Source organism: Pseudomonas juntendi, assembly GCF_021560075.1.
Taxonomy (GTDB): domain Bacteria; phylum Pseudomonadota; class Gammaproteobacteria; order Pseudomonadales; family Pseudomonadaceae; genus Aquipseudomonas; species Aquipseudomonas juntendi.
This window is the reverse complement of sequence record NZ_CP091088.1, coordinates 3,447,332-3,467,832: the sequence shown is the minus strand read 5'-3', so window position 1 is coordinate 3,467,832 and position 20,501 is coordinate 3,447,332. Positions and strand designations below refer to the sequence as shown.

The window sequence follows — 20,501 nt, the reverse complement described above, 5'->3', positions numbered from 1 at the left end:
GCGCCGGTCTACATCAGCTCGCTTCGCGGTAGGGGTTGCGCGGGTCCTGGGTCCAGTTCAGGTAAGGCTTGCCAGTGTCCTGCGCCTGCATGTCGATGCAGTTCTCCACCGGGCAGGTGATCTGGCACAGGTTGCAGCCCACACATTCTTCCTCGATCACGCTGTAGGCATGCGTACCGTCTGCCTTCAGCGTACTGGCGATGGCCTGGTGCGAGGTGTCCTCGCAGGCGATGTGGCAGCGACCGCAACCGATGCACGCCTGCTGGTCGATATGCGCCACCGACTTGTAGTTGATGTCCAGGTACTTCCAGTCGGTGGTATGCCCTACCGCCTGGCCACGGAACGCCTCGATGTTGGCGTGGCCGTGCTGGTCCATCCAGCGGGCCAGGCCGTCTTTCATGTCTTCGACGATGCGAAAGCCATGCAGCATGGCCGCCGTGCACACCTGCACCGCGCCGCTGCCCAGCGCCATGAATTCGGCCGCGTCGCGCCAGTTGCCGATGCCGCCGATGCCGCAAATCGGCAGGCCATGGGTGGCCGGGTCACGGGCAATCTCCGCCACCATGTTCAGCGCGATCGGCTTCACCGCCGAGCCGCAGTAACCGCCATGGGTGCTCTGGTCACCGACGATGGGGTGAGCGACCATGCGGTCAAGGTCGACGCTGGTGATCGAGTTGATGGTGTTGATCAGCGACACTGCATCGGCCCCGCCGCGATGCGCAGCCCGTGCCGATTGGCGGATGTCGGTGATGTTCGGCGTCAGCTTGACGATCACCGGCAGCGAGCAGTGCTGCTTGCACCAGCGGGTGACCATTTCCACGTACTCCGGCACCTGGCCGACCGCCGCGCCCATGCCGCGCTCCGGCATGCCGTGCGGGCAGCCGAAGTTCAGCTCGATGCCATCGGCGCCGGTGGCTTCCACCAGCGGCAGGATGAACTTCCACGACGCTTCCTCGCACGGCACCATCAGCGACACGATCAACGCGCGGTCGGGCCAGTCCTTCTTCACCTGGGTGATTTCGCGCAGGTTGATTTCCAGTGAACGGTCGGTGATCAGTTCGATGTTGTTGATGCCCTGCACCTGGCGGTTGGCGCCGTAATGGGCCGAGTAGCGCGACGAGACGTTGACCGCGGCCGGGTCTTCGCCAAGGGTCTTCCACACCACGCCACCCCAGCCGGCTTTAAAGGCGCGAACCACGTTGTAGGCTTTGTCGGTGGGCGGCGCGGACGCCAGCCAGAACGGGTTGGGGGCCTTGATCCCGGCGAACACGATAGACAAATCGGCCATTACGCTGCCTCCACGTTGAGCATGAGTTGGGCATGGATGGCTTCGGCGGCCACTTTGCCGTGTTGTACGGCCTGAACGGTGAGGTCCTGGCCCAGCGCGGTGCAGTCGCCACCGGCGTATACCCCTGGCAGGCTGGTCTGCATGTTCACGTCAACGCGAATGCGCTCACCGTCGCGGGCCAGTTGTGCGGCCACAGGGTCGGCGAGGCTGCTGTCGTCGAAACGCTGGCCGATGGCCTTGAAGATGGCGTCGGCGGCCAGTTCGAAGGTTTCGCCGGTGTCGCACAGGCGGCCGTCGGCCAATTCGGTACGGGCAAAGCGCATGCCGCGCACGTTGCCGGTGTCATCCAGCAGCACGCTGTCGGGGCGGGCCCAGGTGTGCAAACGCACCTGGTTGGCCTTGGCGATGTCCTGCTCGTGCCCGGTGGCCCCCATGTCGGCGTGGCCACGGCGGTAGACCAGGTTGACGTCGCGGGCACCCAGGCGGCTCATTTGCACTGCCATGTCGATGGCGGTGTTGCCAGCACCGATCACCAGGCAGCGCTCGGCCAGCGGCAGTTGGCTGAGGTCGTCTGCCTGGCGCAACTCGCGGATGTAAGCGGTGGCGGCGAGCAGGCCGGGGGCCTCTTCATCGGCCAGCCCCAGCTGGCGCACGGCATTCAGGCCCAGGCCAAGGAACACCGCATCGTATTGTTCGCGCAGTTCGCCCAGGCTGAGGTTGCCCCCCAGGCGCTGGCCATGGCGCAGCTCGATACCGCCGATACCCAGCAGGAATGCCACTTCCCGCTGGGCATAATCGTCAACCAGCTTGTAGCGGGCGATGCCGTATTCATTGAGGCCACCCGGCTTGTCACAGGCTTCGAACACCACCACGTCATGGCCATGCATGGCCAGCCGGTGTGCGCAGGCCAGCCCCGCAGGGCCAGCGCCGACCACCGCAATGCGCTTGCCCGTGGCCGGTGAACGCTGGAACGGGTGGTCGCTGAACTGGGCATTGTCCAGGGCGTAGCGCTGCAACTGGCCGATCAGTACCGGGGCGCATTCCTGCGCGTTGTTGCGCACACACGCTTGCTGGCACAGGATTTCGGTCGGGCACACGCGGGCACAGCTGCCGCCGAGAATGTTGGCCGACAGAATCCGTTCGGCAGCGCCTTGCACGTTCTCGTCGCTGATGCGGTGGATGAATGACGGGATGTCGATTTCGCTGGGGCACGCGTTGACGCAGGGCGCGTCGTAGCAATACAGGCAGCGGGCGCTTTCCACGGCGGCCTGGCGTGCGGTGAGGGGTGGGGCCAGGTCGCTGAAGCACTCGGCCAATTGGTCGGCGCCGGCCCGGGGGCGCGGCAAATGGTTCAGGGCGTCGATCACGGTTGTAGCCTCTCTATTTTTTTAGGGTTCAGGCGACAGCTGTTGTGGTGGGATCGGGGGCCGCTGTGCGGCCCATCGCGACGCAAGGCCGCTCCTACAAGGGACCGCGCATTCCTGTTGGAGCGGCCTTGTGTCGCGATGGGCTGCGCAGCAGCCCCAATGGCTTCAGCGCTGAACGGGCGTCGGCCGCTGCTGGTCGGCCCGACGCTCCAGCACCTCATACACCGACGGATACGCCGGCCGCTCCACATAGCGCCCCGCGCCCGCCTCGGCGCGCAGGTCACCATCAGCCCAGACCACTTTGCCCTGGCTGATGGTGTGGCTGGGGACGCCACGTACAGTGCGGCCTTCGAAGATGTTGAAGTCCACCCGTTGGTGGTGGGTCTGGGCCGAGATGGTGCGCGTGCCTTGCGGGTCCCATAGCACCAGATCGGCATCGGCCCCTACGCGGATGGCGCCCTTGCGTGGGAACAGGTTGAAGATCTTCGCCGTGTTGGTAGAGGTCAGTGCCACGAACTCGTGCATCGACAGGCGCCCGCTGTTGACCCCGGCATCCCACAGCACCGCCATGCGGTCTTCGATGCCGGCGGTGCCATTGGGGATGCGGCTGAAGTCATCCCGGCCCATGGCTTTCTGTTCGGCGCAGAAGCAGCAGTGGTCGGTGGCTGTGGTGTGCAGGTTGCCCGCCTGCAGGCCGCGCCACAGCGCCTCCTGGTGCTCGCGCGGGCGGAACGGCGGGCTCATGACGTAGCCGGCGGCTGTGGCCCAGTCCGGGTCACGGTAGACGCTGTCATCCAGCAGCAAGTGGCCAGGCAGCACTTCGCCGTAAACCGGTTGGCCCTTGGCCCGCGCATAGGCGATTTCATCCAGCGCCTCGCGGCTGGAAATGTGCACCAGGTACAGCGGTGTGCCGAGGGTTTCGGCAATGCGGATGGCGCGGCTGGCTGCCTCGCCTTCAACCTGCGAAGGGCGCGACAGGGGGTGCGCTTCCGGCCCGGTCAGGCCCTGTGCCAGCAGCTTTTTCTGCAGGTGGAACACCAGCTCGCCATTTTCGGCATGCACGGTGGGCACTGCACCTAGCTGCAGGCAGCGCTCGAAGCTGGCCACCAAGGTGTCATCGGCCGCCATGATGGCGTTCTTGTAGGCCATGAAGTGCTTGAAGCTGTTCACCCCATGCTTGGCCACCAGTTCGCCCATCTCTTCGGCCACCTGCTCGCTCCACCAGGTGACGGCGACGTGGAAGCCATAGTCGCTGGCACTTTTCTGGGCCCAGCCGCGCCAGGTGTGAAAGGCCTCCAGCAGTGACTGCTGCGGGTTGGGAATGACGAAGTCGATGATCGATGTGGTGCCGCCCGCCAGGCCGGCCGCGGTACCGCTGAAGAAGTCTTCACTGGCCACGGTGCCCATGAACGGCAATTGCATATGGGTGTGCGGGTCGATGCCGCCCGGCATCAGGTATTGCCCGCTGCCGTCGAGGATCTCGCAATCGGTCGGCGCTTCCAGGCCAGGCCCGACTGCACGGATCAGGCCATCGGCACACAGCACATCGGCGGGGTAACTCTCTTCGTGGGTAACAACGGTGGCGCCACGGATCAACAGGGACATGCCGTTTTCCTCGCAGGCTGACCGGTCTTGGCCGGTTCTTGGAATTTTCGGAAGCAGGGCGGGCAGGGGTTAATCCTGTCATACCTGACAAGATTCGAGGCTAGATGCTGATCCTGAATTCGGCAAGAAAATTTCCTATTTATTTTGTGGTTTTTAAATCATTGATTTACATGAATTAAATATTTAGAGCCCGCTGAATTCGGGGCCTCCAGGGTTTTTGACTAACTTGACAAGATAGAAAATTGGTCGAGATTTCTAAGGCACTCATACGCGTGTGTACTCCGGCCATCGAATTAGCCCGATGAGCAGACAACTCGAAAAAGTCTGGAGAAAGGCCCATGCAACAGAGCAGATCGCAAGTGGTCGAGCAGGATGGCCTGTTCGAGCTGGCCGAGGGCAGTGATGTTCTCGACAGCCCGCGCTACAACCACGACATCGCACCGACCAAGGTGCACCAGCGCACCTGGAACAAATGGCACATCACGGCCCTGTGGGTAGGCATGTCCATCTGCGTGCCAACCTACACCCTCGGCGGCGTGCTCACAGCCTACTTTGGCCTGAGCGTTGGCGAGGCGCTGCTGGCGATCCTGCTGGCCAACATCATCGTGCTGATCCCGCTGACCCTCAACGCGTTCCCCGGCACCAAGTACGGCATCCCGTTTCCGGTGCTGCTGCGCTCGTCGTTCGGCATTCTGGGCTCCAACGTGCCGTGCCTGATTCGCGCCGTGGTGGCCTGTGGCTGGTTCGGGATCCAGACCCTGTTCGGCGGGCTGGCCATCCACCTGTTCCTGGGTTCGGTGTTCGACGGCTGGAAGGCCCTGGGCGGTGTCGGCGAGGTGATCGGGTTCATGATCTTCTGGTGCCTGAACCTGTGGGTGGTACTGCGGGGCGCCGAGTCGATCAAGTGGCTGGAGACGCTTTCGGCGCCGCTGCTGGTGGCCGTTGGGCTGGGCCTGCTGGTGTGGGCCTTGCCACACATGTCGATGACCGAACTGCTGGCGCAACCGCCCAAACGCCCTGAAGGCGCCAGCGTGGTCAGCTACTTCTGCGCTGGGCTCACGGCCATGGTCGGCTTCTGGGCCACGCTGTCGCTGAACATTCCCGATTTCAGCCGCTATGCCCGCAGCCAGAAGGACCAGATCCTCGGGCAAATCTTTGGCCTGCCGCTGACCATGTTCCTGTTCGCCGCCTTGGGTGTGGTGCTGACTGCGGCCTCGGCGTCGCTGGTGGGTGAAACGGTATCCGACCCGGTCAGCCTGATCGGCAAGATCCACAGCCCGTTCTGGGTCGCCCTGGCCATGGCGCTGATCGTGATCGCCACGCTGTCAACCAACACTGCGGCGAACATCGTGTCGCCGACCAACGACTTCCAGAACATCGCCCCGCGCCTGATCGGGCGCAGCCGTGCGGTGTGGCTGACCGGCTTCATCGGCCTGGCGCTGATGGGCCACGAGTTGCTGAAGAAACTGGGCTGGATCGTGTCCGACCTGAGCCTGGAAAGCGTGTACTCCAATTGGTTGCTGGGCTACTCCAGCCTGCTCGGGCCGATAGCCGGGATCATGGTGGTGGATTACTTCCTGATCCGCCGGCAACAGCTGGACCTCGCCGGGCTGTACCGCGACGACGTGTACCCAGCGTGGAACTGGGCCGGCTTCGCCGCCTTCATGCTGCCCGTGGGGTTGACAGTGCTGGCGATCGGCAACAGCAGCTTCAGCTGGTTCTACGACTATGGCTGGTTCACCGGCTCGCTGCTGGGGGCGGCGTTGTACTACGTGTTCGCTGGCTTGGCGGCGCGCAGCCCGGCGCGGCTGGTCAAGCCCTTGCCCTGAGACCGTGCCTGCTTCTTCGCGGGCATGCCCGCTCCTACAGGTACTACGCAGTACTGGAAAACCTGTGGCGATCTGGTGGGAGCGGGCATGCCCGCGAAGAGGCCCGAACAGACAACAAAAAAGCCTGAAGGAGAAACCCGTGACCCCTTTCCAAGACATCCTCAAGACCACCGCCCACCACATCGACAGTGCCCGCCTCTGGCAATCGCTGATGGACCTGGCCCGCCTCGGCGCCACGCCCAAGGGGGGTGTCTGCCGCCTGGCCCTGACCGACCTCGACCGCCAGGCCCGCGACTTGTTCGTGCAGTGGTGCGAGGCGGCCGGTTGCACGGTCAGCGTCGATGCCGTGGGCAATATCTTCGCCCGTCGCCCTGGGCGTAACCCCAAGCTGCCACCGGTGATGACCGGCAGCCATATCGATACCCAGCCCACTGGCGGCAAGTTCGACGGCTGTTTCGGCGTGATGGCCGGGCTGGAAGTGCTCCGTACCCTCAACGACCTGGGCGTGGAAACCGAAGCACCGCTGGAGGTGGTGGTGTGGACCAACGAAGAAGGTTCGCGCTTTGCCCCCTGCATGATGGGGTCGGGTGTGTTCGCCGGCAAGTTTACCCTGGAAGAAACCCTGGCCAAGCGCGATGCCCAGGGCACCAGTGTGGGCGAGGCGTTGAACGCCATTGGCTACGCCGGCCCACGTGCGGTGCTCGGGCACCCGGTGGGGGCATATTTCGAAGCGCATATCGAGCAAGGGCCGATACTCGAGGACCAGGCCAAGACCATTGGGGTGGTCCTCGGTGCCCTTGGCCAGAAGTGGTTCGACCTGACCCTGCGCGGCGTCGAAGCCCATGCCGGCCCCACCCCCATGCACCTGCGCAAGGATGCCCTGGTGGGTGCCGCAGCGGTGGTCGAAGCGGTCAACCGCACAGCCCTCGGCCACCAGCCGCATGCCTGCGGCACGGTGGGTTGCTTGCAGGCCTACCCGGGCTCACGCAACGTAATCCCTGGCGAAGTGCGCATGACCCTGGACTTCCGTCACCTTGAGGGCGAGCAACTGGATGCGATGATCGCCGAGGTACGAGGGGTCATCGAGGCGACCTGCGCCAAGCATGGCCTGAGCCACGAACTGGTGCCCACCGCGGACTTCCCGGCATTGTACTTTGACAAGGGCTGTGTCGATGCAGTGCGCGATTCGGCCAAGGCCCTGGGGTTGCCGCACATGGACATCGTCAGCGGGGCAGGGCATGACGCGATCTTCCTTGCGGAGCTGGGGCCGGCGGGGATGATTTTCGTACCGTGCGAGAACGGCATCAGCCACAACGAAATCGAAAACGCCGCACCCGATGACCTGGCCGCGGGTTGCGCGGTGTTGTTGCGGGCGATGCTGGCTGCTTCGCAGGCGATTGCCAGCGGCCGCCTGGCAGCTTGATCGGGCGTAAGGGCCGCTCCTTCACTGGTCGTGTTTGGCCATAGATCGGCGGAGCCACACCGTCCGTTTGTAGGAGCGGGTTCACCCGCGAACACCGGCGCAGCCGGTGCCAGCCACCGCGCTGGATTCTTCGCGGGCGCGCCCGCTCCCACACAGGCCGCGTCGCGCTTACGAATTCAGTTCTCTGCGCGACAGCGCAGCCCGTAGTGCTGTGTTATCTCCTACAGGGCTGGTTCCAGGTAGCCGTCACGGCCGATGTGATAGCGCTGCAGGTCCTGCGCCAGCACCAGCCGGCCGCGGTAGTGGGCCAGTGCCTCATCACGCACGTCGTTGATGCTCGGGCTGCGCCTTGGGTCGCTCTGATAGCGGGCACTGAAGTGCGTCAGCACCAGGTTGCGCACGCCTGCCGCCTCGGCAAAGCGCGCCACTGCCGCCGCAGTGCTGTGGCCAAAGGTGATCCCGGTGCGCTCCACCACCGCCTGCGTGAAGGTTGCCTCATGCACCAGCACATCGGCGCCACGGGCGGCGTCGGCGAGCAATTGCGGGTTGTCATTGTCACCACACACGATAATCCGCCGGGGCGGGCGCGAGCCACGCAGGTATTCATTGCCATGCAGCAGCTGCTCGCCGAATTGCACGGTACGCCCCTTGGCCAGCTCGCCCCACATCGGGCCACGCGGTATGCCCTCAGCCTCCAGGCGCAGGGTGTCCAGGCGGGGTTCGGGGTTGAGTTCGGTAAACACGAAACCTACGCTCGGCACCCGGTGCGACAAGCGCACCGCTGTCACCTGCAGGGTCTGGTTGCGCCAGCCCTGCCAATCTTCCACGGCCAGCAGGCGCAGCTCGAACGGCAGGAAGGTATCACTGGCGGCCAGGCCTTGTCGTAGCCAGCCATGCAGCGCGGCAGGCAAGACAATATCCAGCGGTTGGTTACGGCCACTCATGCCGGCACTGGCGAGCAGCCCGGGCAGGCCAAAACAATGGTCACCATGAACGTGGGTAATGAAGACCGCCTGCAGGTCGCGAACCGACAGCGGCGTGTGCAACAGTTGGTGCTGGGTGCCCTCGCCGCAGTCGACCAGGTACCAGTGGCTACCACTGGCTTCGACTACGGCGGTGGCGCTGACGTTGCGGGCTTTGGTCGGCACCCCGGCGGAGGTACCGAGAAACAGCAGGTCCATGTTGCGGCTCCTTGTGCCAGTCCAGTCGCGCAAAATCGCGCAATACGCAGGGCCTCGTTCCTTCGAGACGAACAACGCCGCACACCTTAGCCGGATTGCCGCAGGCCGTCGATTGCCCGCTAGTCAGCCTGCCGCCAGACCAGCTTGCTGGTGTCGTAGCCTTGCTCGCGGGCAATGCTCAGCAACTGTTCGCGCTGCTGGTCGGTGACCGCAGGGGTGCGCGACAGCAGCCACAGGTACTCACGGTTGGGGTGGCCGACCAGTGCCACGCGGTAATCCTTGTCGTGGTACAGCACCCAGTACTCACCCTTGGTCAGGCCAGGGGCCAGGCGGCTGAACCAGTTGTCGAAGCGTACCCACAATTTGTCAGTCCTGCCCGGCTGCTGGGCTTCAGCAATGCCTTTGGCTTCGTTCACCTCACCGTCCTTTTCCTTGCAGCGGTTGGTCACGTCGATACGGCCATCGGCGCGTAGCCCATAATGAGCCTCGGACTGTACGCAATTACGCTGGAAGAACATCGGCAGCCGCGCCAGTTCGTACCAAGTGCCCTGGTAGCGTTGCAGGTCCACCTGCTGGGTGCGCGGCGGTGCGGGGTGGTCGTTGCCGGCGCAGCCGAGCAAGGCAAGGGTCATGCAGGAAAGCAGCAGCGTGGTGCGTAGCGCCATGGTTGATCTCCTTGAAACGGATGAGGGCTTACCTGGGGTTCGATCCCGCGGCGGGGCAAAAGTTGTATGCGCAAACCATTGTCTGCTCCAGCTGGGTTACCATCCACGATGGTGAACCATCCAACCCTAGGAGTTCCGTTCGTGACCGAATACACCGCATTCAAGGTCGAGCTGACCGATAGCATCGCCCACGTTCAGATCAACCGCCCGGAGAAGGTCAACGCGATGAACGCGGCCTTCTGGGAAGAGATTGTCGATATCTTCCAGTGGATCGACGACACCGACGCCGTGCGTGCGGTGGTCATCAGCGGTGCCGGCAAGCACTTCTCGGCCGGAATCGACTTGATGATGCTGGCCTCGCTGGCCGGGGAGATGGGCAAGGACGTGGGCCGCAATGCGCGCTTCCTGCGCAAGACCATACAGCGCCTGCAAGCCTCGTTCACCGCCGTGGACAGCTGCCGTAAACCGGTGCTGGCGGCGGTGCAGGGCTATTGCATCGGTGGCGCCATCGACCTGATCTCGGCCTGTGACATGCGTTACTGCAGCAGTGACGCGCAATTCTCGATCAAGGAAATCGACATGGGCATGGCCGCCGATGTCGGCACGCTGCAACGTTTGCCACGTATCATCGGCGACGGCATGATGCGTGAGCTGGCGTTCACCGGGCGCAATGTCGCGGCGGACGAGGCGCTGCGCATCGGCCTGGTGAACCGGGTCTATGATGACCACGCCGCGCTGCTGGACGGGGTTTTTGCCATCGCCCGCCAGATTGCTGCAAAATCGCCGATCGCGGTGGCGGGCACCAAGGAAATGCTCAGCTACATGCGCGACCACCGCATCGACGATGGCCTGGACTACATCGCCACGTGGAACGCCGCGATGCTGCAGTCCGAAGACCTGCGCGTGGCTGTGGCCGCGCACATGAGCAAACAGAAACCGACGTTCGCCGACTGATCGGGCCGGCGCACGCGCAGTAAAGGAAACCCGAGATGTCAGCACGCTGGACTACCGCAGTACTCGACCCTCAGATCACCGGCGGGCTGGCCGTGGCGCGCAGCCCGGAAGGGTTTCTGCACGACGCCAACGGCGCGCTGTTCCCTCGTGACTGGCTCAAGCGCCAGGGCCTGGATGTGCTGTGCGAACACGGCATTGGCCACTTCGACGGCCAGCCTGTGTTCCTGCTGGAACTGCGCGCTGCCAGCGACGTGCCCGGTTGCAACTGGCGCGGCCTGCGCGCGTTCATGCTGGAGGGTGACTTCGACACCTACAAGGTTCTGGGGTATGCCGCGCAGATCGGCACCTGGGCTCGCGAGCACCGTTTCTGCGGCAGCTGCGGGCAGGCGATGACACAAATCCGCTGGGAGCGGGCGATGTACTGTCAGCCTTGCGACCTGCGCAGCTACCCGCGTATTTCCCCCAGCATGATCGTGCTGGTAACCCGTGGCGACGAAATCCTGCTGGCACGCTCGCCGCGCTTCGTCACGGGGGTATACAGCACCCTGGCAGGCTTTGCCGAGCCGGGCGAGTCGGCCGAGGACTGCCTGGTGCGCGAAGTGCGTGAAGAAGTGGCGGTGGAGGTGCAGAACATCCAGTACGTCGGCAGCCAGTGCTGGCCGTTCCCGCACTCGATGATGCTGGGCTTCCATGCCGAATACGCGGGTGGCGAGATCGTCATGCAGCCGGACGAGATCGAGGACGCCCAGTGGTTCAGCGTGCACGACTTGCCGCCGCTGCCGGCTGGGCGCTCTATTGCGCGCTACCTGATCGACCTCTATGTCGCTCGCCGCTTAGGCCTGCCCGAACCAGTGCTGCCACGCTAGGCGCACGGTCAATGCCAGCACCACGGTGATGAACACCGGGCGGATGAACTTGCTGCCGCCGCTGATCGCCGTGCGTGCGCCAAAGAAGGCACCGACCATCACCGACAAGCCCATGCACAGGCCGACGATATAGTCGACCTGCCCGGAAATGATGAACACCGTCAGCGCCGCGATGTTGCTGACGAAGTTCATGCTGCGCGCCACGCCGCTGGCGCGAACCAGGTCGATGGGGTACAGCAGCAGGGTGCTGACCGTCCAGAACGCCCCGGTGCCCGGACCGGCCACGCCGTCATAGAAACCCAGGGTAAAGCCCTGTGGGGCCTGCCATTTTTTTCTGATCGGGGCATCGGCGTCCAGCGGTGCCTTGGGCGTGCCGCCGAACAGCAGGTACACGCCACAGGCGAAGACGATGACCGGCAGCATCTTGTTCAGCCATTCGGCTGGCATGTAATGGGCCACGATCGCCCCGATCAACGCGCCCACCAGCGTGGCGAACAGCGCCGGGCGCCACTGCGCCGGGTGGAACAGCTTGCGTTTGTAGTAGGTGAAGCTGGCGGTGGCCGAGCCGAAGGTGGAACTGAGCTTGTTGGTACCCAGTACCAGGTGCGGCGGCATGCCGGCGGTGAGCAGCGCCGGGGTGGTGAGCAGGCCGCCGCCGCCGGCGATGGCATCGATGAAACCGGCGACGAAGGCGACCAGGGCCAGGATCAGCAGGGTGAGGGGTTCTACGGTGAGTTCGAAGGGCATGGGTTTTTGGCAGGTGCAGGAAAGAAGGCCGGAGCGGGAATGGCTGCTCCGAGGTCCGGGATGGTAATCCTCGCAGGCCAAGGTTGCCAGCATCAGTTTTGCCCTTCAGACGCGGTCCCGCACCCGGTACCAGGCCTTGGCGGCGGCCTCCAGCGGTGCCGCCAGCAGGTTACCGCCGGGGAAGTGGCCATTGTCGATGCCTTGGTACAGCGTCAGCAGGTCGTCATCGCCAAGGATGGCGTCGCTGACTGCCCGTGCCGCTGCCAGGGTCGGCAGCACGCCGTGGCCGGAGAAACCCTGCAGCCAGTAGCGTTGGTCCGCGCGGCCGACGTCCGGGGTGCGCTGGATGCTGCAGTCGATGTGGCCGCCCCAGGCATAATCGATGGGCACCCCGGCCAGTTGCGGGAACACACGCTCCAGGTGTGGGCGGGTGGCGCTGGCGACATCCTTGGGAATACCGCCCAGGTAGGTGCAGCCGCCGCCGAACAGCAGGCGGCGGTCCGGGGTCAGGCGGAAGTAGTCGGGGACGAACTGGTTGTCGATCACGCAGCTGTTGCGCGGCAGCAGCGAGCGGGCGAGGTCGGCGTCCAGCGGTGCCGTGGCTACCTGATAGGAACCAACCGGCAACAGGCGGCGCGCCAGGCCGCGGTCGAGGCGGTCGATATAGGCGTTGCAGGCCAGCACCAGCACGTCGCAGCGTACTTCGCCTTGCTCGGTACGGGCGACGTAGCCGCTGCCGGCCTGCTGGTAGTCGAGCACCTGGCTCTGCTCGTAGATGCCCCCGCCAGCGGCCTCGATGGTGCTGGCCAGGCCCTGGGCCAGCTTCAGCGGGTTGAGGTGAGCACCTTTGGCGTCGTACAGCGCGGCTTGGTAGCGTGAGCTGTGGATCCATTGCGGCAGCTCGTCGCGACCGATCAGGCGCAGGGCGTCGTAGCCCCATTTGTGCTCGGCGTCGTGCAGGGCTTCTGCGAGTATCTTCACACGGCGCGGCAGCACGGCGGTCCACAGGCTGCCCTGCCGGTAATCGATGTCGAAGCCATGGCGTTCGGGCAGTTCGCGCATTTCGTCGGCGGCCCAGCACATGCTGGTCCACAGCCGCCGGGTGCGTTCGACGCCCAGGGCCTTTTCCAGCGGCGCCATATCGCAGGACCAGCCCAGTAGCGCCTGGCCACCGTTGCGACCGGACGCGGCCCAGGCCACGCGGCTGGCTTCCAGCAGCGTCACGCGCTTGCCTGCCTGGGTCAGGCGCAGGGCGGTGTGCAGGCCGCTGAAACCGGCGCCGATGATCAGCACCTCGGTGTCGTGGCGACCTTGCAGGGTAGGGCGCAGAGGGATGCTGGTGGGGTAGGTCTGGGCGTAGTAGCTGGCGACGTGCTGAGCGGATTGCTTGAACATGCGTGGGCCTTATGAAATTTATTATGATTATTTTCATGAAAATCTAGCATCGTATTTTCATGAAGCCAACCTGTTCGTTTTTCCACCGTGGTTGGATATATGATCGGATGCCGCTTTGCGGCCCTTGCGCGACACAAGGCCCTATCAGGAAAACACCATGCGCCGCCTGCCTTCATTGACTGCCTTGCGCACCTTCGAGTGTGCTGCCCGCCACGGCCACTTCGGCCGCGCCGCCGCCGAATTGTGTGTCACCGACAGCGCTGTCAGTCACCAGATTCGCCAACTCGAGGAGCAACTCGGTGTTGTCCTGTTCGAGCGTGTCGGCCGCCAGGTACGCCCCAGTGCCGAAGCCGGGCGCCTGCTGCATCACCTGCAACAAGCCTTCGAACTGATCGGCAAGGCCTGCGACGAACTGCGTGACCCTGGCTCCCAGGCGGTGTTGCGGGTGGCGGTGACCGCTGAATTGGCACAAAAATGGCTGGTGACGCGCCTGGCTGACTTCAGCAGCCGTTACCCGCACATCACTTTGCACCTGCACGATCAGCCGATCGATGCCGGCGCTCCGGCACTGGATGTCGACCTGGCCATCACTTACGGTACCAGCGCCCTGGACGCCAGCACGCACTTCGTCCGGCCCTTGCCGCTGCTGCAGTTCTTCCCGGTGTGCAGCCCGGGGCTGTTCAACCAGGGCGGCCTCAAGCGCCCGCGCGATCTGGTGCGCCACTGCCTGCTGCATGATGACCAGGACGGCCGCACCTGGACCACCTGGTTGGCCACCCACGCCGAAGACGCCTTGCCCATCCGCCAGTTGTATTTCCCCCATGCCGCCCTGGCCCTGGAGGCCGCATCGCTGGGGCAAGGCATTGCGATGGGGGACAACCTGACCTGTCAGGCTGATTTGCAGAGCGGCCGGCTGGTACGTCCGTTCAGTGCCAGTGTGACGGCACAGGGGCAGTACGCGCTGGTGTGCGAGCGGCTGCGCCTGGAACGGGCGCCGGTGGCCGAATTCATCGACTGGTTCATTGAACAGCTGGGTGACAGTTGAATTGAATTCAGCTATCGCTGAGTTTTCATCGTTGGATGCCCAGCGCGGGGCGGCGTAGCGTGCAGTCATCGCTCACCGACACGAGGTTGATCCATGGCACGTTCGCTCACCACCACCCCCAAAGCCGATGGTTTCCGCTTGCCTGGCGAATTCGAGCGCAAGGCGCGATGCTGGCTCGGTTGGCCCGAGCGCCCGGACGTATGGCGCAATGGTGCCAAGCCTGCGCAGAAAGTCTGGGTCGATATCGTCAGCGCAATCGCGTCCAGTGAGCCCGTCACGGTCTGCGCCTCTGCTGCCCAGTACGCCAACGCCCGGCGCATGCTGCCGCCGCAGGTGCGGGTGGTGGAAATGACCTGCAACGACACCTGGTTTCGCGACAGCGGTGCTTGCTTCGTGGTCAACGACAGCAGCGGTGAGGTGCGCGGCGTCGACTTCGAGTTCAACGCCTACGGTGGGCTCGACGGTGGCCTCTACTACCCGTGGGACAAGGACGACCAGATCGCCCAGAAAATGCTCGAAATCGAAGGCCTGGACCGTTACCGCGCCCCATTGATCGCCGAGCTTGGCGGTATTCAGAGTGACGGCCAGGGCAGCCTGTTGACCACCGAGCAGTGCCTGCTCAACCGTAATCGCAACGCGCACCTGGGCAAAGCCGAGGTCACCCGCCGCCTGGAGGATTACCTGGGCGCGGACCAGGTGATCTGGTTGCCCCGTGGCTGCAAGTTCGACGAGACCGATGGCCATGTCGACGACCTGGCGTGCTTCGTGCGCCCAGGCGAAGTGGTGCTGCAGTGGACCGATAACCGCGATGACCCGCAGTGGGAGATCTATCAGGAGGCCTACGACATCCTGCGCAGCACCCGCGATGCCCGCGGTCGAGAACTGAAGGTACACAAGCTGCCCCAGCCCGACGTATTGCAGTGGACTGCCGAGGAGGCGGCAGGCCTGGACCAGGTCGAAGGGACTCACCTGCGCGAGGCCGGGACCCGCATCTGCGCGTCGTACATCAACTACTACGCCGGCAACTCGGCTATCGTCGTGCCGTTGTTCGGTGACCGCAACGACAGCGTCGCCCAGGCGACCCTTGCCGAACTGTTCCCCGAGCACCGCATCATCGGCATCGACAACTCCCGCGAAATCCTGCTCGGTGGCGGCAACGTCGCCTGTATCACCATGCCGCAATACGCCGGAGGCCGCCGCTGATGAAACTGACCACGCTGGCGGCTGCGGTCGCCCTGGGCTGCACGGCATCGGTGGCCCTGGCGGCCGACGCACAACAGCCCAGCGTCAATCTGTATATCTGGGGCGAATACCTCGCCCCGGATACCCTGCGCAATTTCGAGAAGGAAACCGGCATCCGGGTGGTCGCCGACCATTTCGACTCGCTGGAAACCGCTGAGACCAAGCTGCTGACCGGGGGTAGCGGGTACGATGTTGTGCTCAGTGCCGGCCAGCACCTGAGCCGCGCGATCGCCAGCGGCGCCTTGCAGCCGCTGGACAAAGCCAAGTTGCCGCACCTGGCGGGTATCGGCGAGGAGTTTCGCCAGCACATGGCTGTGTTCGACCCAGGCAACCGCTACGCCGGGACCTATGCCTGGGGCACCACCGGCGTGGGTTACCAGCAGCAGGCCGTGACCATGCGCATGGCCGACGCACCGCTGGGCAGTTGGGCTATGCTGTTCGACCCGCAAGTGGTGGCGAAATTCGCCGACTGCGGGGTAAGCCTGCTCAACGACCCCAATGAAGTGTTCGCCGCGGTGATGCGCTACATGGGCCTGGACATCAACCAGCAGCGCCTTGAAGACCTGAAGGCGGCAGAAGCGCAGTTGCGCAAGGTCCGCCCGTACATTCGTTACTTCGACAACGATCGCAACATCAACGACCTGGCCAATGGCGAAACCTGCGTGGCGATGTCGTGGAACGGCAATGTGGCTATCGCCCAAGGGCAGGCGCAGCAGGCGGGCAAGGCGTTCGTGCTGGATTACAGCATTCCGCAGGAAGGCACGTTGATCTGGCTCGATGCGCTGGTGGTGCCCAAGGATGCGCCGCACCCCGAGGCGGCCTGGAAGCTGATGGACTACCTGATGCGCCCGGACGTGATCGCGCCGATTACCGATACCATTCACTACGCCAATGCGATCACCGCGGCTGATGGCCTGGTGGATGCAGATATTCGCAATGCCCCGGGAATCTACCCACCGGCTGAGGTGAGGGCGCGGTTGTATAGCAAGAATGACAATGGCAAGGCATTCAACCGCGAGCTCACCCGGGCGTTCAGCCGGTTCAAAAGCGGTACCTGATGGGTGATTTGCAGTGACCGTACTCGCCTCTTCGCGATTGAACCCGCTTCCACAGGTGAGAGCGGCTTAAGCCGCGAAGAGGCCGGTACTTGCAATGCACAAGTGTCAGGTTGCCGCCTTCCTCCGAGGCTGACGCGGCTTGCTCCCAGTCGGTTTGCTTTTTCCAGCACCGCTACGCCGCTTCTTCTTCCACGGCGGCGCCGCCCCGGCTGCCGGCCCGCTGATGGTCATGCGCATACCCTGGCAACGCTCCACCAACTTGCCCATCCATGCCGACTGCCGGGCGACGAAGTCTTCCAGGCTCATCTCGCCACTCTGCACCATGTCCAGGGCCTGTTCCCAGATGGCCGTCGTGCCTGGGTCCGCGATGGCACGGGGCACGGCGTCGATCAGGCTGAACGCGGCAGGCGTGGCCGACAATGCCTTGCCGTTCTTCACCAGGTAGCCGCGGTCTAGCAGCCCCTGGATGATGCTCGCCCGAGTGGCCTCGGTGCCGATGCCGGTGGTTTCCTTGAGCTTCTGTTTCAGCCGCGGGTCGTCCACCAGCTTGGCGACGTTCTTCATTGCCTTGATCAGGTCGCCCTCGGTGAAGGGCTTGGGTGGCTGGGTCCACAGGTCTTTGAGTTGCAGGCCTTGCACGCTGCAGTCCTGGCCTTCGCGTAATGCTGGCAGCACCTGGGCGGGGGGCGCCTCGCGGCCTTTGCCCGGGGTCAGGGCTTCGGGCAGGGCGCGGCGCCAGCCGGGCTCGACGATCTGCTTGCCCACCGCGCGCAGGGCATGGCCCGCGCAGTCGAAGTCGGCCTGGGTGCGGTCGAACTCGTGGTTGGGCAGGAACTGCGCCAGGTAGCGGGCGCGGATCAGGGTGTACACCGCCTTGTACTTGGCTGGCAGGCGCGCCGGGTCGCTGGCAGCGGCAGTGGGGATGATGCCGTGGTGGGCACTGACCTTGGCGTCGTTCCAGGCCCGCGAGCGGCGTTGCGGCTCGAGGTAGGGCTGCAGGGGCGCCAGGCTGGCATCGGCCCGTTGCAGCGCGGCGAGGATGGCTGCTGCCTCGGCGTGCTGGCTTTGCGGCAGATAGCCACAGTCGCTGCGCGGGTAGGTGATCAGCTTGTGGGTTTCGTACAGCGCCTGGGCGATGTCGAGGGTTTCCTGGGCGCCGAGGCCGAATTTTTTCGAGCACAGCTCTTGCAGGGTACCGAGGTCGAAGGGCAATGGCGCTGCTTCGCGCACGCGCTCGGTGGCCACCTTCATGGCCCTTGCGGTGGCGGCCTGGCCGATATCGGCAGCCGCTCGTTGCGCCAGTGCCTGGTTCAGGCAGCGCCCCTGGTCGTCACAGGCGTCTTCCGGCGCCCGCCATTGCGCGTTGAAACCCTGGCCGGCGTGTTCCAGTTGCACGTCGATAGCCCAGAACGGCACCGGCACGAAGTTCGCGATGCTGCGGTCGCGGTCAACCACCAGGCGCAGGGTGGGCGTTTGCACCCGGCCCACGGGCAGCACGCCCTGGTAGCCGGATTGCCGGCCCAGCAGGGTAAATAGCCGGCTCATGTTCATGCCGATCAGCCAGTCGGCGCGGGAACGGCCCAGCGCCGAGTGGTACAGGTTGAAGGTTTCGTGGCCGGGCAGCAGGCGCGCCAGGGCCTTGCGGATGGAGGCGTCGTCCAGCGCCGACAGCCACAGGCGCTGCACCGGGCCACGGTAGCGACAATGTTCGACCAGTTCGCGGGCGATCATTTCGCCTTCACGATCGGCGTCGGTGGCGATCACCAGTTCCCGCGCTTCGCCCAGCAGGCGCTTGACTGCCTTGAACTGGCTGGCGGTCTTGGGTTTGACCAGCATCTTCCATTTGTCTGGAATGATCGGCAGGTCGGCCAGGTTCCAGCGCTTGTAGCGTTCGTCGTAGCTGTCGGGCGGGGCGGTTTCCAGCAGGTGGCCGATGCACCAGGTTACGCAGACGTCGGTGCCTTGCCAGCAGCCGTCGCCCTTGCGGGTGGCGCCGAGCACTTTGGCGATGTCTTTTGCCTGGGAGGGTTTTTCGCAGAGGAACAGGCGCATGGCCGGGAACGCTTCATCGGGGAATGATGAGCACTAGGATGCGCAAGCAGGGGCGCGGAGGCAAGTTTTATCTGGATGGATGTACAGCTTTTTGTGAGTGAGCATGTCACCTGCCTTTACCGGCCTCTTCGCGGGTTACCCGCGAAGAGGCCGGTAAAGGCTATGGGTCAGGGGCGCGAGTCGCGCACCATGTCTACGTGCGGGATGCCGGCTTCGAGGAACTCTTCGCTGACTACGCGGAAGCCCAGCCGCTCGTAGAACGGCGTGGCGTGGACCTGGGCGCTGAGCATCTGCTGCTTCAGGTCACGGTTCTGCGCTTCGACGATCACCGCATTCATCAGTGCGTCACCCACCTTCAGCCCACGCCAGTCCTTCAATACCGAGACCCGGCCGATGGTGCCATCGGGCAGCAGGCGGGCGGTGCCGATCGGATAGTCCCCTTCCAGGGCCAGGAAGTGCACGGCGGTCGGATCTTCCGAGTCCCATTCCAGCTCCGGCGGCACGTGCTGTTCGGCGATGAACACCGCTTCACGGATACGGCGGATGTCGGCGTTGTCCTTGTGCCAGTCGGCGAGGCGCACACGAATCTTATTCATTGGCGAATCCCAGGCTTCCTTGTTTCACCAGTTGCTGTACCAGCATAAGGCCATCTTCATCCTGCAGCCATTCGCCGAGGTTGTCGATGTGCAGTGCGTCGGCCGCGCACACCAGTTTCAGCAGCTCGCGCAGCTTGCCAGGCAGTGGGCAGCTGCGGCCGCTGGCGAACAGCAGCAGGTCGTCTTCGAATTCCGACCAGGCCAGGCGGGCACTCGGGTTGCGGATCAGGATGGCGCCTTGCTCCAGCGCATCGACCAGCTCCTCTTCGCTCAGCTCTTCACCGACGATCTGTTCCGGGTAGCGCGGTTCGGTCATGAACTGGCCAAACCAGGTCAGCAGCAGGTCTTTGTCGTTCATGTGCTTGTCGAGCAGCGCCTTGAGGCGGTCGAGGGCGTCATGCTGGATCTGGTGCGGGTCGCTGGCAGGCTGGGCGTCGGCGTCGCTGTAGCGTTCTTCGTCGGGCAGGAACTGGCCGAGGAAGTCGGTGAAGTGGGTGAGTACTTCGGCGGCGCTAGGGGCACGGAAGCCAACCGAGTAGGTCAGGCACTCGTCCACGGCAACGCCGTAGTGGGCCAGGCGTGGTGGCAGGTACAGCATGTCACCTGGCTCCAGGGTCCATTCTTCGCCCTGCTCGAACTCGGCCAGGATACGCAGGTCGGCATGCTCCAGCAGCGCACTGTCGCTGCTGCACATCTGGCCGACCTTCCAGTTGCGCTGGCCGTGGCCCTGCAACAGGAACACGTCGTAGTTATCGAAGTGCGGGCCAACGCTGCCACCAGGGGCAGCGAAGCTGATCATCACATCATCGATGCGCCAGCTGGGCAGGAAGCGGAAGTTCTCCAGCAGCTCGGCGACTTCCGGAACGAACTGGTCGACGGCCTGTACCAGCAGGGTCCAGTCTTTTTCCGGCAGCTCGGCGAAGGTCTCTTCGGTGAACGGGCCACGGCGCAGTTCCCACGGGTGGGCGCCATGCTCCAGCACGATACGCGACTCGACTTCTTCCTCCAGGGCCAGGCCAGCCAGCTCGTCGGGGTCGATTGGGCTGATGAAGTCCGGGAAGGCCTGGCGCACCAGCAGCGGCTTTTTCTGCCAGTAGTCGCGCATGAATTCGCGGGCCGAGATGCCGCCGAGCAGCTGCAGTGGAGTATCAGGATTCATGTTCAACCTATTGAAAAAACGTAATTTTC

17 protein-coding genes are annotated in these 20,501 nt (G+C 64.4%); 7 read left to right on the top strand and 10 right to left on the bottom strand.

Going from position 1 to position 20,501, the window contains the following annotated elements:
• Positions 1 to 13: 13 nt before the first annotated feature.
• The 3 genes from preA to hydA all read right to left on the bottom strand — a co-directional run bounded on the left by preA (position 14) and on the right by hydA (position 4,260).
• Positions 14 to 1,288, bottom strand: a complete 1,275-nt coding sequence (gene preA, locus L1P09_RS16320) for an NAD-dependent dihydropyrimidine dehydrogenase subunit PreA (RefSeq protein ID WP_235767888.1) — start codon at positions 1,286 to 1,288, stop codon at positions 14 to 16.
• Positions 1,288 to 2,655 (bottom strand): NAD(P)-dependent oxidoreductase, encoded by a 1,368-nt coding sequence (locus L1P09_RS16315; protein WP_054904230.1) that lies wholly within the window; start codon positions 2,653 to 2,655, stop codon positions 1,288 to 1,290. Before L1P09_RS16315 ends, preA begins: the two co-directional genes overlap by 1 nt.
• A 165-nt stretch (positions 2,656 to 2,820) precedes the next feature.
• The gene (gene hydA, locus L1P09_RS16310; protein ID WP_009683141.1) at positions 2,821 to 4,260 is read right to left on the bottom strand and encodes a dihydropyrimidinase; all 1,440 of its coding nucleotides are present in this window, start codon (positions 4,258 to 4,260) and stop codon (positions 2,821 to 2,823) included.
• Positions 4,261 to 4,598: 338 nt separating this feature from the next.
• Here hydA and L1P09_RS16305 point away from each other — a divergent pair, with 338 nt between their 5' ends.
• Both L1P09_RS16305 and L1P09_RS16300 read left to right on the top strand, forming a co-directional pair.
• Positions 4,599 to 6,089 carry an NCS1 family nucleobase:cation symporter-1 gene (locus tag L1P09_RS16305; protein WP_235767887.1) on the top strand — a complete coding sequence of 497 codons (1,491 nt, stop codon included), beginning with the start codon at positions 4,599 to 4,601 and terminating at the stop codon, positions 6,087 to 6,089.
• Between the two features lie 139 nt (positions 6,090 to 6,228).
• Positions 6,229 to 7,512, top strand: a complete 1,284-nt coding sequence (locus tag L1P09_RS16300; protein WP_029887470.1) for a Zn-dependent hydrolase — start codon at positions 6,229 to 6,231, stop codon at positions 7,510 to 7,512.
• A gap of 221 nt (positions 7,513 to 7,733) precedes the next feature.
• Here the strand turns inward: L1P09_RS16300 and L1P09_RS16295 are convergent, their stop codons facing one another.
• Positions 7,734 to 8,693 carry a ribonuclease Z gene (locus tag L1P09_RS16295; RefSeq protein WP_235767886.1) on the bottom strand — a complete coding sequence of 320 codons (960 nt, stop codon included), beginning with the start codon at positions 8,691 to 8,693 and terminating at the stop codon, positions 7,734 to 7,736.
• 119 nt (positions 8,694 to 8,812) lie between these two features.
• Positions 8,813 to 9,358 (bottom strand): lipocalin family protein, encoded by a 546-nt coding sequence (locus L1P09_RS16290; RefSeq protein WP_009683136.1) that lies wholly within the window; start codon positions 9,356 to 9,358, stop codon positions 8,813 to 8,815.
• Positions 9,359 to 9,499: 141 nt separating this feature from the next.
• Between L1P09_RS16290 and L1P09_RS16285 the strand changes: the two genes are divergently transcribed.
• Together L1P09_RS16285 and nudC are read left to right on the top strand one after the other, a co-directional pair.
• The gene (locus tag L1P09_RS16285) at positions 9,500 to 10,312 is read left to right on the top strand and encodes a crotonase/enoyl-CoA hydratase family protein (RefSeq protein WP_047149924.1); all 813 of its coding nucleotides are present in this window, start codon (positions 9,500 to 9,502) and stop codon (positions 10,310 to 10,312) included.
• 35 nt (positions 10,313 to 10,347) lie between these two features.
• Complete coding sequence (nudC, locus tag L1P09_RS16280; RefSeq protein WP_029887467.1) at positions 10,348 to 11,178, top strand: NAD(+) diphosphatase; 831 nt, start codon at positions 10,348 to 10,350, stop codon at positions 11,176 to 11,178.
• Here nudC and L1P09_RS16275 read toward each other — a convergent pair.
• Positions 11,146 to 11,925 carry a TSUP family transporter gene (locus L1P09_RS16275; RefSeq protein ID WP_054904227.1) on the bottom strand — a complete coding sequence of 260 codons (780 nt, stop codon included), beginning with the start codon at positions 11,923 to 11,925 and terminating at the stop codon, positions 11,146 to 11,148. The genes nudC and L1P09_RS16275 overlap by 33 nt on opposite strands.
• A gap of 105 nt (positions 11,926 to 12,030) precedes the next feature.
• Positions 12,031 to 13,320, bottom strand: coding sequence for an NAD(P)/FAD-dependent oxidoreductase (locus L1P09_RS16270; RefSeq protein WP_235767885.1), 1,290 nt, complete (start codon positions 13,318 to 13,320; stop codon positions 12,031 to 12,033).
• A 157-nt stretch (positions 13,321 to 13,477) separates the two neighbouring features.
• Between L1P09_RS16270 and L1P09_RS16265 the strand changes: the two genes are divergently transcribed.
• The 3 genes from L1P09_RS16265 (at position 13,478) to L1P09_RS16255 (ending at position 16,665) form a co-directional block, all read left to right on the top strand.
• Positions 13,478 to 14,365, top strand: coding sequence for a LysR substrate-binding domain-containing protein (locus L1P09_RS16265; protein WP_232892584.1), 888 nt, complete (start codon positions 13,478 to 13,480; stop codon positions 14,363 to 14,365).
• 93 nt (positions 14,366 to 14,458) lie between these two features.
• Positions 14,459 to 15,568 (top strand): agmatine deiminase, encoded by a 1,110-nt coding sequence (gene aguA, locus L1P09_RS16260; RefSeq protein WP_047149923.1) that lies wholly within the window; start codon positions 14,459 to 14,461, stop codon positions 15,566 to 15,568.
• The gene (locus tag L1P09_RS16255; RefSeq protein WP_235767884.1) at positions 15,568 to 16,665 is read left to right on the top strand and encodes an extracellular solute-binding protein; all 1,098 of its coding nucleotides are present in this window, start codon (positions 15,568 to 15,570) and stop codon (positions 16,663 to 16,665) included. The genes aguA and L1P09_RS16255 overlap by 1 nt, the downstream gene beginning before the upstream one ends.
• Before the next feature lie 105 nt (positions 16,666 to 16,770).
• Here the strand turns inward: L1P09_RS16255 and L1P09_RS16250 are convergent, their stop codons facing one another.
• The 3 genes from L1P09_RS16250 to L1P09_RS16240 form a co-directional block, all read right to left on the bottom strand.
• Positions 16,771 to 18,717 (bottom strand): DNA topoisomerase III, encoded by a 1,947-nt coding sequence (locus L1P09_RS16250; protein WP_235767883.1) that lies wholly within the window; start codon positions 18,715 to 18,717, stop codon positions 16,771 to 16,773.
• Positions 18,718 to 18,884: 167 nt separating this feature from the next.
• Positions 18,885 to 19,313: a GNAT family N-acetyltransferase gene (locus tag L1P09_RS16245; protein WP_009683126.1), complete on the bottom strand. Its 429-nt coding sequence runs from the start codon at positions 19,311 to 19,313 to the stop codon at positions 18,885 to 18,887.
• A complete protein-coding gene (locus L1P09_RS16240) occupies positions 19,306 to 20,472 on the bottom strand; it encodes a ribosomal protein uL16 3-hydroxylase (RefSeq protein ID WP_009683125.1) in 1,167 nt (388 codons plus the stop codon). The genes L1P09_RS16245 and L1P09_RS16240 overlap by 8 nt, the downstream gene beginning before the upstream one ends.
• Positions 20,473 to 20,501: the final 29 nt, after the last annotated feature.

What these genes read in the sequence shown, in the direction of transcription:
- aguA (WP_047149923.1), top strand. Translation starts at nt 14,459, where the DNA reads ATGGCACGTTCGCTCACCACCACCCCCAAAGCCGATGGTTTCCGCTTG.
- L1P09_RS16255 (WP_235767884.1), top strand. Translation starts at nt 15,568, where the DNA reads ATGAAACTGACCACGCTGGCGGCTGCGGTCGCCCTGGGCTGCACGGCA.
- L1P09_RS16245 (WP_009683126.1), bottom strand. Translation starts at nt 19,313, where the DNA reads ATGAATAAGATTCGTGTGCGCCTCGCCGACTGGCACAAGGACAACGCC.
- L1P09_RS16250 (WP_235767883.1), bottom strand. Translation starts at nt 18,717, where the DNA reads ATGCGCCTGTTCCTCTGCGAAAAACCCTCCCAGGCAAAAGACATCGCC.
- L1P09_RS16275 (WP_054904227.1), bottom strand. Translation starts at nt 11,925, where the DNA reads ATGCCCTTCGAACTCACCGTAGAACCCCTCACCCTGCTGATCCTGGCC.
- hydA (WP_009683141.1), bottom strand. Translation starts at nt 4,260, where the DNA reads ATGTCCCTGTTGATCCGTGGCGCCACCGTTGTTACCCACGAAGAGAGT.
- L1P09_RS16265 (WP_232892584.1), top strand. Translation starts at nt 13,478, where the DNA reads ATGCGCCGCCTGCCTTCATTGACTGCCTTGCGCACCTTCGAGTGTGCT.
- L1P09_RS16305 (WP_235767887.1), top strand. Translation starts at nt 4,599, where the DNA reads ATGCAACAGAGCAGATCGCAAGTGGTCGAGCAGGATGGCCTGTTCGAG.
- nudC (WP_029887467.1), top strand. Translation starts at nt 10,348, where the DNA reads ATGTCAGCACGCTGGACTACCGCAGTACTCGACCCTCAGATCACCGGC.
- L1P09_RS16295 (WP_235767886.1), bottom strand. Translation starts at nt 8,693, where the DNA reads ATGGACCTGCTGTTTCTCGGTACCTCCGCCGGGGTGCCGACCAAAGCC.
- L1P09_RS16240 (WP_009683125.1), bottom strand. Translation starts at nt 20,472, where the DNA reads ATGAATCCTGATACTCCACTGCAGCTGCTCGGCGGCATCTCGGCCCGC.
- L1P09_RS16290 (WP_009683136.1), bottom strand. Translation starts at nt 9,358, where the DNA reads ATGGCGCTACGCACCACGCTGCTGCTTTCCTGCATGACCCTTGCCTTG.
- preA (WP_235767888.1), bottom strand. Translation starts at nt 1,288, where the DNA reads ATGGCCGATTTGTCTATCGTGTTCGCCGGGATCAAGGCCCCCAACCCG.
- L1P09_RS16270 (WP_235767885.1), bottom strand. Translation starts at nt 13,320, where the DNA reads ATGTTCAAGCAATCCGCTCAGCACGTCGCCAGCTACTACGCCCAGACC.